General features: G+C 58.4%; 11 protein-coding genes. 5 read left to right on the plus strand and 6 right to left on the minus strand.

All coding sequences use genetic code 11. The features are described 5' to 3' along the window. Both AC2FFH_RS00830 and AC2FFH_RS00835 read right to left on the minus strand, forming a co-directional pair. The gene (locus tag AC2FFH_RS00830) at positions 1-1,572 is read right to left on the minus strand and encodes a Re/Si-specific NAD(P)(+) transhydrogenase subunit alpha (RefSeq protein ID WP_496768002.1); all 1,572 of its coding nucleotides are present in this window, start codon (positions 1,570-1,572) and stop codon (positions 1-3) included. A gap of 127 nt (positions 1,573-1,699) precedes the next feature. Beyond that, positions 1,700-2,149, minus strand: coding sequence for a methyltransferase family protein (locus AC2FFH_RS00835; protein WP_496843533.1), 450 nt, complete (start codon positions 2,147-2,149; stop codon positions 1,700-1,702). Between the two features lie 217 nt (positions 2,150-2,366). Between AC2FFH_RS00835 and kynU the strand changes: the two genes are divergently transcribed. After that, positions 2,367-3,560 carry a kynureninase gene (kynU, locus tag AC2FFH_RS00840; protein ID WP_496767998.1) on the plus strand — a complete coding sequence of 398 codons (1,194 nt, stop codon included), beginning with the start codon at positions 2,367-2,369 and terminating at the stop codon, positions 3,558-3,560. Here the strand turns inward: kynU and AC2FFH_RS00845 are convergent. Beyond that, entirely contained in the window at positions 3,553-4,131 is a 579-nt protein-coding gene (locus AC2FFH_RS00845) for a TetR/AcrR family transcriptional regulator (protein WP_496767996.1), read from the minus strand. The genes kynU and AC2FFH_RS00845 overlap by 8 nt on opposite strands. 99 nt (positions 4,132-4,230) lie before the next feature. Between AC2FFH_RS00845 and AC2FFH_RS00850 the strand changes: the two genes are divergently transcribed. Both AC2FFH_RS00850 and AC2FFH_RS00855 read left to right on the plus strand, forming a co-directional pair. Beyond that, a complete protein-coding gene (locus AC2FFH_RS00850; protein WP_480793332.1) occupies positions 4,231-4,695 on the plus strand; it encodes a (2Fe-2S)-binding protein in 465 nt (154 codons plus the stop codon). A gap of 3 nt (positions 4,696-4,698) precedes the next feature. After that, entirely contained in the window at positions 4,699-6,939 is a 2,241-nt protein-coding gene (locus tag AC2FFH_RS00855; protein ID WP_496767993.1) for a xanthine dehydrogenase family protein molybdopterin-binding subunit, read from the plus strand. 46 nt (positions 6,940-6,985) lie between these two features. Here the strand turns inward: AC2FFH_RS00855 and AC2FFH_RS00860 are convergent, their stop codons facing one another. The 3 genes from AC2FFH_RS00860 to AC2FFH_RS00870 form a co-directional block, all read right to left on the minus strand. Continuing rightward, positions 6,986-7,765: a gamma-glutamyl-gamma-aminobutyrate hydrolase family protein gene (locus AC2FFH_RS00860; protein ID WP_496704586.1), complete on the minus strand. Its 780-nt coding sequence runs from the start codon at positions 7,763-7,765 to the stop codon at positions 6,986-6,988. A gap of 225 nt (positions 7,766-7,990) precedes the next feature. Continuing rightward, the gene (locus AC2FFH_RS00865) at positions 7,991-8,416 is read right to left on the minus strand and encodes a GlcG/HbpS family heme-binding protein (protein WP_496778072.1); all 426 of its coding nucleotides are present in this window, start codon (positions 8,414-8,416) and stop codon (positions 7,991-7,993) included. Positions 8,417-8,441: 25 nt separating this feature from the next. Next, on the minus strand, positions 8,442-10,574 hold the full coding sequence (locus AC2FFH_RS00870) for a malate synthase G (protein ID WP_496767989.1): 2,133 nt from the start codon (positions 10,572-10,574) through the stop codon (positions 8,442-8,444). A gap of 205 nt (positions 10,575-10,779) precedes the next feature. Here AC2FFH_RS00870 and pepN point away from each other — a divergent pair, with 205 nt between their 5' ends. Next, positions 10,780-13,332, plus strand: a complete 2,553-nt coding sequence (gene pepN, locus AC2FFH_RS00875; RefSeq protein WP_496843534.1) for an aminopeptidase N — start codon at positions 10,780-10,782, stop codon at positions 13,330-13,332. Continuing rightward, on the plus strand, positions 13,329-13,757 hold the full coding sequence (locus AC2FFH_RS00880; protein ID WP_496843535.1) for a hypothetical protein: 429 nt from the start codon (positions 13,329-13,331) through the stop codon (positions 13,755-13,757). Before pepN ends, AC2FFH_RS00880 begins: the two co-directional genes overlap by 4 nt. Positions 13,758-13,882: the final 125 nt, after the last annotated feature.

Raw genomic sequence — 13,882 nt, forward strand, 5'->3', positions numbered from 1 at the left:
TTAAGATTTCTGGAACATGGCGAGCATGCGCCGGGTTACGAGGAAGCCGCCGAAGATGTTGATCCCGGCCATGAAGATGGACAGCGCCGCCAGCAGAATGACCAGGATCGACCCCGATCCGATCTGCATCACAGCCCCAACGATGATGATCGACGAGATCGCGTTGGTGATCGCCATCAGCGGTGTGTGCAGGCTGTGCGCGACGCCCCAGATCACCTGGAAGCCCACAAAAATGGCCAGCACAAAGACGATGAAGTGCTGCATGAAGCTGGCCGGAGCGATCAGCCCCACCAGCAGCATCAGCGCGCCACCGACACCCAGCAGGGTGAACTGCTGCTTGGTCTGCGCCTTGAAGGCCGCAATTTCCTGCGCCTTTTTCTCTTCCGGGGTCAGTTCCTTGACTTCCGGTTTCTTCTGAGCCGCGATCGCCTGCACTTTAGGCGGCGGCGGCGGGAAGGTGATGTCGCCTTCAAATGTCACAGTCGCACCGCGGATCACGTCATCTTCCATGTCGTGATTGATCTGACCGTCCTTTTCAGGCGTCAGGTCGGTCATCATGTGACGGATATTGGTCGCGTACAAAGACGAGGACTGCGCCGCCATCCGGCTGGGGAAGTCGGTATAGCCGATGATGGTCACGCCATTGTCGGTCACGATCTTCTCATCCGCCACGGTCAGCTTGCAGTTGCCGCCCTTTTCCGCCGCAAGGTCAACAATGACCGAGCCCGGCTTCATCGCCTCAACCATATCCTTGGTCCAAAGCTCGGGCGCTTCGCGGTTCGGGATCAGCGCGGTGGTGATCACGATGTCTATCTCGGGTGCCAGCTCGCGGAACTTGGCCAGCTGCGCCTCGCGGAATTCCTCGGATTGAACGCTGGCATAACCGCCGGTGGCGGCACCGTCCTGCTGATCCTCACTGAAATCCAGATAGACGAACTCGGCCCCCATCGATTCGACCTGTTCGGCCACTTCGGGGCGCACGTCGAACGCGTAAGTGATCGCGCCCAGAGAGGTCGAGGTGCCGATGGCCGCCAGGCCAGCCACACCGGCCCCAACGATCAGCACCTTCGCAGGCGGAACCTTACCGGCAGCCGTCACCTGACCGGTGAAAAAACGGCCAAAGTTGTTGCCCGCCTCGATCACCGCGCGGTAACCGGCGATATTGGCCATCGACGACAGCGCGTCCATCTTCTGCGCGCGGCTGATCCGCGGCACCATTTCCATGGCGATGACATTGGCACCCTTGGCCTTGGCCGCTTCCATCCCCTCTTCGTTCCCCGCAGGGTTGAAGAAGGAAATCAACGTCTTACCCTTGGTCAGACGCTTCAGCTCAGCCTCGTTCGGTTGACGCACCTTGGCAACAATGTCGGCCTGCTTCCACAGCGACGCAGCCGTCTTGACGACCTCAACCCCCGCTGCCTCATACGACGCATCCGAAAACCCGGCCGCAGCACCAGCACCCTTCTCAATCAGACACTCATAGCCCAATTTCTGAAGCTGCAACGCTGACTCCGGCGTCATCCCAACACGGTTCTCACCGTCATAATTCTCTCTCGGTGTGCCTATCTTCACTGGCAGTCCCCCTAATTTTCACTCTGACCGAGCGGGTGGTCGGTATTGTTTGTTAAGCAAAGGTGTATCCTGCGCAACATTATTTCGCAAGCGCAGCATATTTACGTTGTGTCATTACCACATCACTTCATACCCATCGGCGGGTTTGGCGTTCATATCGGGCAAAGTCGGCGCGAAAAGTTCTGCGTAAACGGTCCTCTTCGGGCATGATGAAACGACGTTCCAAAAGCCACACGAAAATCGGAATCAGAACCAGTGATGCAACCGCATCAAACCTTAGTATCAGGCCGGACAAGATCAGCACATCGCCAACGTATATGGGGTTTCGGCTACGCTTAAATATCCCCGATTGCACCAGCGATGTCGGCGTTTCATGCGGGATAATCGTGGTGCGATGACGGCGAAATTCGGCTGCGGCCAGAACGATCATGATGACACCGCCACCGATCAGCACGCCGCTGAGCAAATCAACAAACCCATTGTCGAGCGACAGCCCCATCGGCATATGCCGCGCCTGCAGCCATGCCAGCACCGCAAAGCCCAGCAACCACACCGGAGGGACGTCGATTTTTCGCATGTCAGGCAGTCTTTCATATCCGGGCGGGACAAAATGTCGCTTTTGTCCGATGACCTACCGCTTTTCGCTGGAAAAAGCAAAATCACAGTTGGTCGCAGCCGTGCAATCGGCTCGCGTCCGGACATGGTTGCAGAGAGGTCCTTCGATGATGGACAGCTGCTTTTGGATCAGATAGCCATTTTGCATCAACAATTGCCCACACAATGATGAGAAAACGATGACCGACTTTGCCGCGACCAAAGCCATGTTCAACCTTCCCCAAGGCGTCGTTTATTTGGACGGCAACTCGCTTGGACCGCTTCCCCGAGCGGCCGGAGTTCGGGTTAATGACATGATGGTTCAGGAATGGGGGCAGATGCTGATCACCGGCTGGAACAAGGCCGGTTGGATGGCGTTGCCGACCAGTTTGGGTGATCGTGTCGGGCGGCTTATTGGCGCTGAACCCGGTAGTGTCGTTACCGGCGACACTCTGTCGATCAAAGTCTATCAGGCCGTCGCCTCGGCGCTGGAACTGTGCCCGGATCGCAAGGTCGTTCTGTCAGACAGCGGTAATTTCCCATCCGATTTATATATGGTGGATGGCCTGCTGCGCTCGCTCGGGCCGGAATATGAATTGCGCGTTGTCGCGCCAGAAGATGTCGCGGCCAATGTGACCGAAGATGTCGCCGTTCTGATGCTGACCGAGGTAGATTATCGCTCGGGCCGGATGCATGACATGAAGGCACTGACGGAACTGGCCCATGCAAACGGCACTATTACGGTTTGGGACCTGGCCCATTCAGCTGGTGGAATTCCCGTCGATCTGGCGGGGTGTAATGCAGATTTCGCGGTTGGCTGTACCTACAAATACCTGAATGGTGGCCCCGGAGCGCCCGCATTCATCTATGTCTCCCCACGTCTGACGGATCAGGTACGCCCCGCATTGTCTGGGTGGTTGGGCCACGAAGCGCCTTTTGCCTTTGATCTGGATTACCGCGCCGGAAATGGCATCGAGAGAATGCGCGTCGGAACCCCTCCTATCCTTCAGATGACTGCCTTGTCGGCTGCGATGGACATTTGGGATATGGCCGACATACGGGACGTCCGAGCCAAGTCAACTGAGCTAACAGAGCTGTTCATCAAACGGGTCGAAGCCACCTGCCCCGACCTGCAACTGGCAAGCCCACGCAATCCCGCCCAGCGCGGCAGTCAGGTGTCTTTCCGATTTGCCGATGGCTATGCCGCTATGCAGGCCCTGATTGCGCGCGGCGTGATCGGGGACTTCCGGGCGCCTGACATCATGCGGTTTGGCTTTACGCCGCTATACATAGATGAACAGGATGTGGAAAACGCGGCCGAAATCCTGACCGATATCATGCAGAACCGGCTGTGGGACGCGCCAGAATACAAGGTGCGCCAGCATGTTACCTGACCTCTAACCCAGCTCCTATCAGTGCGGCAAACTGGGCAACACGCGTTTCGTATTCCTCTGCGCCAATGGCGCTTGCCTTCAGCCCCTTAAGAGTAGCCGTTATCGTTTTGCCCGTCTCGTCGGCATCCGCCAGTAATCTGACGCGCCCGGCTTTATGTTCGCGTGTCAACCACTCGGAATACAGTCGGGCCAATTCAGCCTCGCCTTGCGAAATGATATCTGACGACATGGACTTGGTCGCATCCAGCATTTCAAGCCCGTGGGGCGATGCAAGGATCATTGCCATCCCCTCGGTTTGCGCTTGAACGGCATCCTTCAACACGTCCGAAACCGAACCCGACACAGTCAGCGCCGCAGCGACGGCGGCGATCTTCTCGGCATAGTAATGCTCGGTCAGGCTGGTGACGATCGCTTCTTTGTTCTTGAAATGCAGATAAACGGCCGGCCGGGACATCCTCGCGCCCCGCGCTATGTCATCCATTGAGGTTTTTCGGAATCCATAGGTGGCGAAGGCCTGAAAGGCTGAGTTCAGGATCGCCTGCTGCCGTGAGTCTTCTGCTGCATCTGCCATTCTTAAACTCGTGACATTTTCTGTTTATTTTGTCAATTGACATACTGACATTTTCCACCAATTATGTCAGAAACCAGCCACAGCTACGAGAGGTGCGCCATGGCGACCGACTTGAAGATCAACGGAAACCAACACCAAATCGACCTTCCCGATGACGTACCCCTTCTTTGGGTTCTGCGTGATGAAGTCGGACTGACGGGCACCAAATTCGGCTGCGGCGTTGCTGCCTGCGGGGCGTGCACAGTGCACATTGATGGCGAAGCAGTTCGGTCATGCCAGGTTGCGCTGTCAGATGTCTGGGGGGATGTTACCACGATTGAAGGGATTGGCACGCCGGACGCGATGGCTGCAATTCAACAGGCCTGGGTGGATCATCAGGTAGCGCAATGTGGTTACTGCCAGTCAGGCCAGATCATGCAGGCTGCCGCTCTGTTGGCAGAAAACCCTGCACCTTCAGACACAGAAATCGATGATGCCATGCAAGGCAACCTGTGTCGCTGTGGCACCTACCCCCGCATCCGCGCAGCTATCCACGACGCTGCATCCAAGCTGAAGGAGGCATAAACGATGGCATCCGTTGGAAAAATCCTCCGTCGTACTTTCTTGATCGGCTCAGCAGCGATTGTCGGGGGCGTGGCCTTTGGCGCTTACTACGTCAGCCGCCCGGCCGCCAATCCGCTGAAACCAGCAGAGGGCGAAACCGCACTCAGCCCCTTTGTTCTAATCGACCAGCAAGGCGTCACTCTATTCGCCCCGCGAGCCGAGATGGGACAGGGCGTGATGACCACGTGGGCGGCATTGATCGCCGAAGAGCTGGACGTGGAACTGGACCAGATCCGCGTTTTACATGGGCCAGCGGCTGCGGCCTACTATAACTCGGCACTTGTTGGTGAAGGGTTGCCGAACAAGGGCTATGACATCTCTGACTTCCAGCACAATCTCGGTGAGGCTCTGGGCGTTCTTGGCCGAACGCTGAGCTTGCAGGTCACTGGCGGGTCGACTTCGATGAAGGACGGGTTCGAGCGTATGCGCGAGGCCGGAGCGACCGCACGCGAAACGTTGAAGCAGGCGGCAGCCGATCGGCTGGGCGTGGATCGTTCCGAACTGAAAACCGAAAAAGGCGCAGTGATTGCGCCTGATGGAACTCGCATTCCGTACACCGAACTGGCGGAAGCCGCGGGTCAGATCGAACCTCCGCAGGTCGAGCTGCGTGATCCGTCCAACTGGCGTTTGCTCGGGCGGAACCTGCCGCGCGTTGATGTGGTCGGAAAATCCACCGGAACAGCCGAATTCGGCATTGATGTGCGCCCCGAGGGTCTGAAATTTGCCTCGGTCCGCATCAATCCCAAACTGGGCGGCGAGATGAAGGGCTTTGATGCCAGCGCAGCCGAGCAGATGTCGGGCGTGGAAAAGGTGGTTGATCTGGGCAATGGCGTGGCTGTGATTGCCAGCAACACGTGGCTGGCCATTCAGGCGGTCGAGGCAATTGACGTGGACTGGGGCGATGCGCCCTACCCACCGGAAACCGACGCTGTATTTGCGGAAATCGCGAAGGCTTTCGACGCGTCACCCAATTCGACAATGCGTGATGATGGGGATGTGGACACCCTGCCCGACGGTGCCACCGAGGTCACGGCTGAATACACGGTGCCCTATCTGGCCCACGCAACAATGGAGCCGATGAACGCCACCGCGCTTTTCACAGGCTCGGCGCTGGAGTTGTGGTGCGGCAACCAGGCACCGACACTTATTCAGATACGCGCGGCCAATACCGCCAACCTGGATAAAGAGGCCGTTCAGATCCACACCACCTATCTGGGCGGAGGGTTTGGCCGCCGGGGCGAGCTGGACTTCGGCGAGATCGCCACAAAGGTCGCAATGGCCATGCCCGGCGTCCCCGTCCAGACCACCTGGAGCCGTGAAGAGGATATGCGCCACGACTATTACCGCCCTGGCGCGATGGCCCGCATGCGCGGCGCAGTGAAAGACGGTCAGGCCGTTCTGATTGACGGCAAGGTCGCGGCGCAATCCTGCACGCAACAAGCGGTTCAGCGCTATACCGGCCTGCCGGCTGGCGGCCCTGACAAAGTGCTGGTCGAAGGGTTTTTTAACCAACCTTACGCGGTGCCAAACTACCGCATGAGCGGGCACATCGCAGATCTGGATATTCCGGTCGGTTTCTGGCGCTCGGTCGGGAACAGCCACAATGGCTTCTTCCACGAGACCTTCATGGATGAGATGGCCCATGCCGCAGGACGAGATCCGCTGGAGTTCCGTTTGGAATTGGCCAAGGCCGAGCACGCTCCATCGGCAGGCTGCCTACAAGCCGTGAAAGAGATGTCCGGCTGGACCGGAGAAACCCCTGATGGTGTCGGGCGCGGTGTGGCGATGACCTACAGCTTTGGCACCCCTGTTGCACAAGTGATTGAGGTCGTCGATGAGGACGGCACTATCCGTATCGCCAAGGCATGGATCGCCTGTGACGTGGGTCTGGCCCTGGACCCCGGCACAGTCGAGGCGCAGATGTTCGGTGGCATGATCTATGGCTTGTCGGCAGCCGTGATGGGTGAGATCACATTTTCGGACGGAGAGGTCAAACAGTACAATTTCCCCGACTACGACGCTCTGCGGATCCACAATGCTCCGGTGACCCAGGTGGAAATTCTGGAAACCAACCACCACATGGGTGGCGTTGGCGAACCGGGGACACCCCCGTCCATGCCCGCGCTCGGCAATGCCCTGTTCGACTTGACGGGTGAGCGCGCGCGCACCCTGCCTTTGATCAATCAGTTCAATCTGCTGGTTTGATCGCGCTGCGCCGGTCCGGACCCTCTCTCTCGGATCGGCGCAGGAGTTACGCGGATTGTTGGACCAACGCCCTATCCGAACCGGTTGCCCATGCATGTACAGCAGCACCGAACGCCTTGAATAAAGGGCGGGACACGGGATCATTTTCAGCATCCCATTCCGGGTGCCATTGCACTGACAACGTGAATCCGGGCGCGTCCTGAATGTATATCGCCTCGGGCGTTCCATCGGGGGCTTGACCATCAATCACAACCCGACGCCCAACCGATTTGATCCCCTGCCCGTGCAACGTGTTTGTCATCACTTCGGTCGCGCCCATCAGGCGGTGGAATACACCGCCCTCGTTTAGCGCAACGACATGACGCAGGGCAAATTTCTCTTCCAGGGTCCCATCGGGCGGCATGCGGTGGTTCATCCGACCCGGCAGCTCGCGGATTTCCGGGTACAGTGTCCCGCCCATCGCCACGTTGACTTCTTGGAACCCTCGGCAGATGCCAAAGAAGGGCTGGCCACGCTCCACACAGGCGCGCACCAGCGGCAATGTGATCGCGTCGCGCGCCCGGTCAAATTCACCATGGGCCTCAGTTGCGGGCTCGCCGTATTCTTCAGGGTGAACGTTCGGGCGCCCGCCGGTCAGCAGAAATCCGTCACAGACCTCTAGCAGCTCATCAACCGAGACATAGCGCGGATCGGCTGGGATCAGCAGCGGCAGACAGTCCGACACATTGGCAACCGCGTCCGAGTTCATCGTCCCACCGGCATGGGTCGGATATTGATCATTCATCAAATACGAGTTGCCGATGATACCGACGACGGGTCGAGACATGCTGCGTTCCTGCGTTTTCTGTTTGTTTTCCAAAAACTATCGACGGCAAGAACAGCGCGCAATAGCACAGGCCCTGCGTGTCAGCGCAAGCTCTTGTTCAACTGTGCACATGATGGAATATGAACGCGCTTTGTCTGGTACTTTGGCCATTGCCCGTTTTTGTGGCGTTGCACGAACATCGCATTGGGTCAGAGAGCCCAAAAGGCTCTCCGCCAGTCATCAGGTTCAGATCTCGCCAATCAAGCCAGCGGTTTCGATCCCGGCCAATGCCGCTGCGGCATCATTGTCAGACGTATCGCCGGTTACGCCGACCGCACCGATCACCGCGCCCTTTTTGTCGCGCAGCAACACACCACCCGGAACCGGCACGACCTGCCCACCATAGACGCCATTCACCGCTGCCATGAAATAGGCCTGCGCTTCGGCCCGCTGCATCTGCGCGGTGCCCGCCATGCCCAGCATCACTGCGCCATAGGCCTTGCCATGCGCAATCGCGAACCGACCCGGGGCCGCGTCGTCTTCGCGTTCGAAAGCGATCACATGACCGCCTGCATCAAGAACGACGACAGAAAGGGGTTTCAGCTCCAATTCGTGCCCCTTCTCAAGGGTCTTTCGGATGATGGTGCGGGCTTTGCGGAGGGAAACTCCCATGTCGTGTCCTATCGTTCCTGATCGTTTAAAGGCTGGCTTTCAGTTCCAGACGGCGAGCATGCAGGACCGGCTCGGTATAGCCCGAGGGTTGCACACGCCCCTTGAAGACCAGATCACAGGCCGCTTGGAAAGCAATTCCGTCGAAACCGGGTGCCAACGGGCGATAGTCTGCGTCGTTTTCGTTCTGGCGATCCACCACTGCGGCCATTTTTTGCATAGCAGCCATGACCTGCCCTTCCGAGGCAACTTCATGGTGCAACCAGTTGGCCAGCGCCTGAGATGAAATCCGGCATGTCGCGCGATCCTCCATCAGGCCGACATCGTTGATATCCGGCACCTTCGAACAGCCAACCCCCTGATCAACCCAACGCACCACGTATCCAAGAATGCCCTGCGCGTTGTTCTCGATCTCGCGGGTGATCTCGTTCTCGCTGAGGTTTCGACCGCCCAGCAACGGAATGGTCAGCAAATCCCCCAGCGTCCCCCGCGCGCCACCGGCAGCCAGTTCATCCTGGCGGGCCAGCACGTCAACCTTGTGATAATGCGTCGCGTGCAATGTCGCAGCTGTCGGCGACGGCACCCAGGCGCACGTCGCGCCGGATTTCGGGTGGCCGATCTTCTGCTCCAGCATATCACCCATCCGGTCGGGCATCGCCCACATGCCCTTACCAATCTGCGCCTTGCCCTTCAGACCGCAGGCCAAACCAGTATCTACGTTGCGATCTTCATAAGACGCAATCCACGGCGTGTTCTTGATGTCGCCCTTGGGCAGCATTGGCCCAGCTTCGATCGAGGTGTGAATCTCATCCCCAGTCCGGTCAAGAAAACCGGTGTTGATGAAAGCCACCCGCGATTTCGCAGCGCGGATGCATTCCTTGAGGTTGACCGACGTGCGGCGCTCTTCATCCATGATGCCCAGCTTCACGGTATTGCGCGGCAGGCCAAGGATGTCTTCGACCATGTCAAAAATCTCGACCGAGAACGCGACTTCTGCCGGTCCGTGCATCTTGGGCTTGACCACATAGACCGAGCCTTGGACCGAATTTCCGCCGTCTCGCTTGAGATCGTGCATGGCGATCAGCGTCGTGCAGAGCGCATCCATCAACCCTTCGCCGATCTCATTGCCCTGTTCATCCAACACAGCAGGGTTTGTCATCAAATGCCCGACGTTGCGGATCAGCATCAGCGAACGACCCTTCAGGCTGGCTGCCCCACCGGATGCTGCAGTAAAGCTCAGGTCCTGGGCCAGTTTACGGGTAAAGGTCTTGCCACCTTTCGCGACCTCTTCTGTCAGGTCGCCCTTCATCAGACCCAGCCAATTGCCATAGGCAACAACCTTGTCCTCGGCATCGACACACGCAACCGAGTCCTCGCAATCCATGATCGTGGACAGGGCGGATTCCAGATAAACATCGGAAATGCCAGCAGGATCCGCCGCCCCGATGTTGCTGGACGGGTCGATCACGATCTTGATGTGCAGACCGTTGTTTTTCAGCAGCACAAAATCGGGGTTCTCAGTCGAACCGCCATAGCCAACAAATCGCGAAGCGTCCGTCAGTGCGGGCACCAATGCCCCCTCTTCAACCCGCAGTTCAGGCGCATTCGCCCACGAGCCATTTGCCAATGGAACGGCGTCATCCAGAAACCCCTTTGCCCAGGCAATCACCCGCGCGCCGCGCGCCGCGTCGTAGTCGCCAGCCGCAGGCAAATCACCCATAGCGTCCGTTCCATAAAGCGCGTCATACAGACTGCCCCAACGTGCATTGGCTGCGTTCAGTGCAAATCGCGCATTGGTAATCGGAACAACAAGCTGCGGTCCGGGGATCGAGGCGATCTCGGGGTCGACATTGACGGTTTCAATCTGGAAATCTGCACCTTCTTCGACCAAATAATCGATCTCGCGCAGGAAAGCCTGATAGGCCTCGGCGTCGTGGTCCTGCCCTTGACGCTCAAGATGCCATGCATCGATCTTGCCCTGAATGTCCTGCCGCTTGGCCAGAAAGGCGCGATTCTTGGGGCCCAGTTCGGCGACCATGCGCGCAAGACCATCCCAGAATGCGTCGGCTGTGACACCTGTACCCGGCAGGGCTTCGCCTTCAATGAACTCGGCCAGAACCGTATCCACCTGCAATCCGCTGCGCGCCTGTCTGCTGCTCATTTTGTTTCTCCCGGGAATGTGCACGACTGTATGCCGTCAGCATTTAGGGCGAAAGTTTCCGATAGGCAACGTGCGTCGCAGCGTCGCGGTCAAAAAGACTTACCAAAATCAGACTTGAGGCATTCCGGCGCGCGGATCGCACCGCTTGCAGCCAACCGCCACAGCCCATACGTTCGCGCAAACACAAAATCACGCGAGGCCCCTGATGCGCGACGCTGCCCCCACGACGATCTATCTGAAAGACTACACGCCCTTTGGCTATCTGGTGGACAGCGTGCACCTGACGTTCGATTTGGCCGCCCACGCAACCCGCGTCACCTCTCGCATCGCATTTCGCCCGAACCCGGAGGCCAGCGACAAGACGTTCTTCCTGCACGGTGAGGACCTCAAGCTGATCCGCGCATCCATTGATGGTGCGGAAATCACCCCCGAGATTACCGACAAGGGCCTGACCGTTGCTGCCCCCGACGCGCCGTTTATCTGGGAAGCCGAGGTTGAGATCGATCCCGGCAATAACACGGCGCTCGAAGGCCTGTATATGTCGAACGGCATGTACTGCACCCAGTGTGAGGCTGAAGGGTTCCGCAAGATAACCTATTACCCCGACCGCCCGGACGTAATGTCCACCTTTACCGTGCGCATCAACGGCGACCTTCCTGTACTGCTGTCCAACGGCAACCCTTCGGGCCAAGGCGAAGGCTGGGCCGAATGGACCGATCCGTGGCCTAAACCCGCTTACCTGTTCGCGCTGGTCGCGGGCGAGCTGATCGCCCATCCCGGCCAGTTCACCACCATGTCGGGTCGCGATGTGGAGCTGAACCTCTGGGTCCGTCCCGGTGACGAAGGCAAATGCGATTTCGGTATGGAAGCCCTGAAGAAATCCATGAAGTGGGACGAAGACGTCTATGGTCGGGAATACGACCTAGACGTGTTCAACATCGTGGCCGTAGACGATTTCAACATGGGTGCGATGGAGAACAAGGGGCTGAACATCTTCAACTCATCTGCTGTTCTGGCCAGCCCTGAAACCTCGACCGACGCCAATTTTGAACGGATCGAAGCGATCATCGCGCATGAGTATTTCCACAACTGGACCGGCAACCGGATCACCTGCCGTGACTGGTTCCAACTGTGCCTGAAAGAAGGGCTGACCGTTTTCCGGGATGCGCAGTTCACCTCGGACATGCGCTCGGCCCCAGTAAAGCGGATTGAGGACGCCATCGACCTGCGCGCGCGGCAGTTCCCCGAGGATAACGGGCCCTTGTCGCATCCCGTCCGGCCTGAGAGTTTTCAGGAAATCAACAACTTCTACACCGCCACCGTCTACGAAAAAGGTGCCGAGATCATCGGTATGCTGAAACGTCTGGTTGGTGATGAGGCCTACACCAAGGCTTTGGATTTGTATTTCGATCGTCACGATGGGCAAGCCTGCACCATTGAAGACTGGATCAAGGTGTTTGAGGACACCACCGGCCGCGACCTGAGCCAGTTCAAGCGCTGGTACAGCCAATCCGGCACGCCGCGCGTAACAGTGAGCGAAGATTGGAATGACGGCACATATACGCTGACACTGGCGCAGCACACCGAAGAAACACCTGGGCAGTCCGAAAAGCTGCCGCAAGTGATCCCAGTCGCTGTAGGTCTGCTTGGCCAAAACGGGGACGAGGTGCGCGCAACCGAGGTTCTGGAACTGACCGAAGCGCAACAAAGATTCCAATTCACCGGGCTGGCGGCAAAACCTGTGGCCTCGATCCTGCGAGATTTCTCGGCCCCTGTGATCCTTGAGCACGATCACACCGACGCCGAACGCGCCTTCCTTCTGGCCCACGACACCGATCCTTTCAATCGGTGGCAGGCGGGACGGTCTTTGGCGCAGGACACGCTGTTGCGCATGATCCTGGAAGACGCAACGCCGGGTGCGGATTACCTGGACGGGGTGTTGGCCGTTCTCCGCGACGGCGATTTGGACCCGGCGTATCGCGCCCTGATGCTGGGTCTGCCTTCGCAATCCGAGCTGGCGGCCGCGTTGTCCGACCGGGGCGAAACACCTGACCCGATGGCGATCTGGACAGCGGTAGAGACACTGCGACAGGCAACAGCCCAGCACGTCCAGGACCTGCTACCGCGTTTGCACAGCGAAACCTTGATCGAGGCAACATACAGTCCCGATGCAGACCAAGCCGGCAAACGTTCGCTTGGCAATGCCGCACTGGCCCTAACATCCCGGCTTGATGGTGCGGCAATGGCGGCCGAGCAATACGCGGCGGCTGGCAACATGACACAGCAGCTAAGCGCGCTGTCCTGCCTGCTGCGCGCAGGCAAAGGCGAGGCCGAACTTTCTGCGTTCTACGAACAATGGCAGCACGACCGCCTGGTGATGGACAAATGGTTTGCCCTTCAGGTCGGGATGGCCTCGCCGGCGGCCACGGCAGACATCGCCCGCACCCTGACCGAGCACGCCGATTTCAACTGGAAAAACCCCAACCGGTTCCGGGCGGTGATGGGTGCGCTGGCGATGAACCACGCCGGTTTCCACCGCGCAGATGGTGCGGGTTATGCGTTGCTGGCCGACTGGCTGATCAAACTGGACCCTGTCAACCCGCAGACCACGGCGCGGATGTGTTCGGCCTTCCAGACCTGGAAACGCTATGACGCGGACCGTCAGGACCTGATCCGCGCACAGCTGACCCGCATCGCAGAAACGCCTGACCTGTCACGCGACACGACCGAAATGGTCTCACGCATTCTCAACGCATGACGGAATATGAATTTACGCGTCAGAACCGGGCACCGCGCACTGTTGGTGTTCTGATCTGCGTCTATGCGGCCTTGTTGGCACTTGTAATCCTGTTCGACGCGGCATGGTGGCTGGTGGTGCTGTTGGCGTTGCCTACGTTACCGGCCATTTGGGATATTACTCAGAACACCAGCGCAGGGCTGGTTCTTGATCAGAACAAACTGAGCTGGTTTACCGGCACCCGTGAGGCCGAAATTGATCGTTCGGACATTGATTATATCCGCTTCGACACGCGTTGGGATTTCTCGGTGCGCGTTTCATTGGTTCTGACATCCGGCAAGCGGATTCGGCTGCCTGATGAGTCGTCTCCACACCACAGGGACTTCGAACAGGTCCTGCAACAGGCTGGTTTTCGAATTGAACGTCATCACTTCGTCGCATTTTGAAACAATAGGTTCATTTTTGAAAAATTAGAGGCAAATATTAACCAGTCCCCTTCAAAGACCTTGAATTTGACACCGATTGCGGCAAAGCTCTTACCCTCAAGTTTCTGGTTTGTTTGTTTCGAGTG

It is taken from the genome of Ruegeria sp. YTSC003 (assembly GCF_059609785.1).

Bases quoted from the DNA above. Each gene is read 5' to 3' on its own strand.
- AC2FFH_RS00835 (WP_496843533.1), bottom strand. From the start codon at position 2,149: ATGCGAAAAATCGACGTCCCTCCGGTGTGGTTGCTGGGCTTTGCGGTG.
- kynU (WP_496767998.1), top strand. From the start codon at position 2,367: ATGACCGACTTTGCCGCGACCAAAGCCATGTTCAACCTTCCCCAAGGC.
- AC2FFH_RS00845 (WP_496767996.1), bottom strand. From the start codon at position 4,131: ATGGCAGATGCAGCAGAAGACTCACGGCAGCAGGCGATCCTGAACTCA.
- AC2FFH_RS00850 (WP_480793332.1), top strand. From the start codon at position 4,231: ATGGCGACCGACTTGAAGATCAACGGAAACCAACACCAAATCGACCTT.
- AC2FFH_RS00855 (WP_496767993.1), top strand. From the start codon at position 4,699: ATGGCATCCGTTGGAAAAATCCTCCGTCGTACTTTCTTGATCGGCTCA.
- AC2FFH_RS00860 (WP_496704586.1), bottom strand. From the start codon at position 7,765: ATGTCTCGACCCGTCGTCGGTATCATCGGCAACTCGTATTTGATGAAT.
- AC2FFH_RS00865 (WP_496778072.1), bottom strand. From the start codon at position 8,416: ATGGGAGTTTCCCTCCGCAAAGCCCGCACCATCATCCGAAAGACCCTT.
- AC2FFH_RS00870 (WP_496767989.1), bottom strand. From the start codon at position 10,574: ATGAGCAGCAGACAGGCGCGCAGCGGATTGCAGGTGGATACGGTTCTG.
- pepN (WP_496843534.1), top strand. From the start codon at position 10,780: ATGCGCGACGCTGCCCCCACGACGATCTATCTGAAAGACTACACGCCC.
- AC2FFH_RS00880 (WP_496843535.1), top strand. From the start codon at position 13,329: ATGACGGAATATGAATTTACGCGTCAGAACCGGGCACCGCGCACTGTT.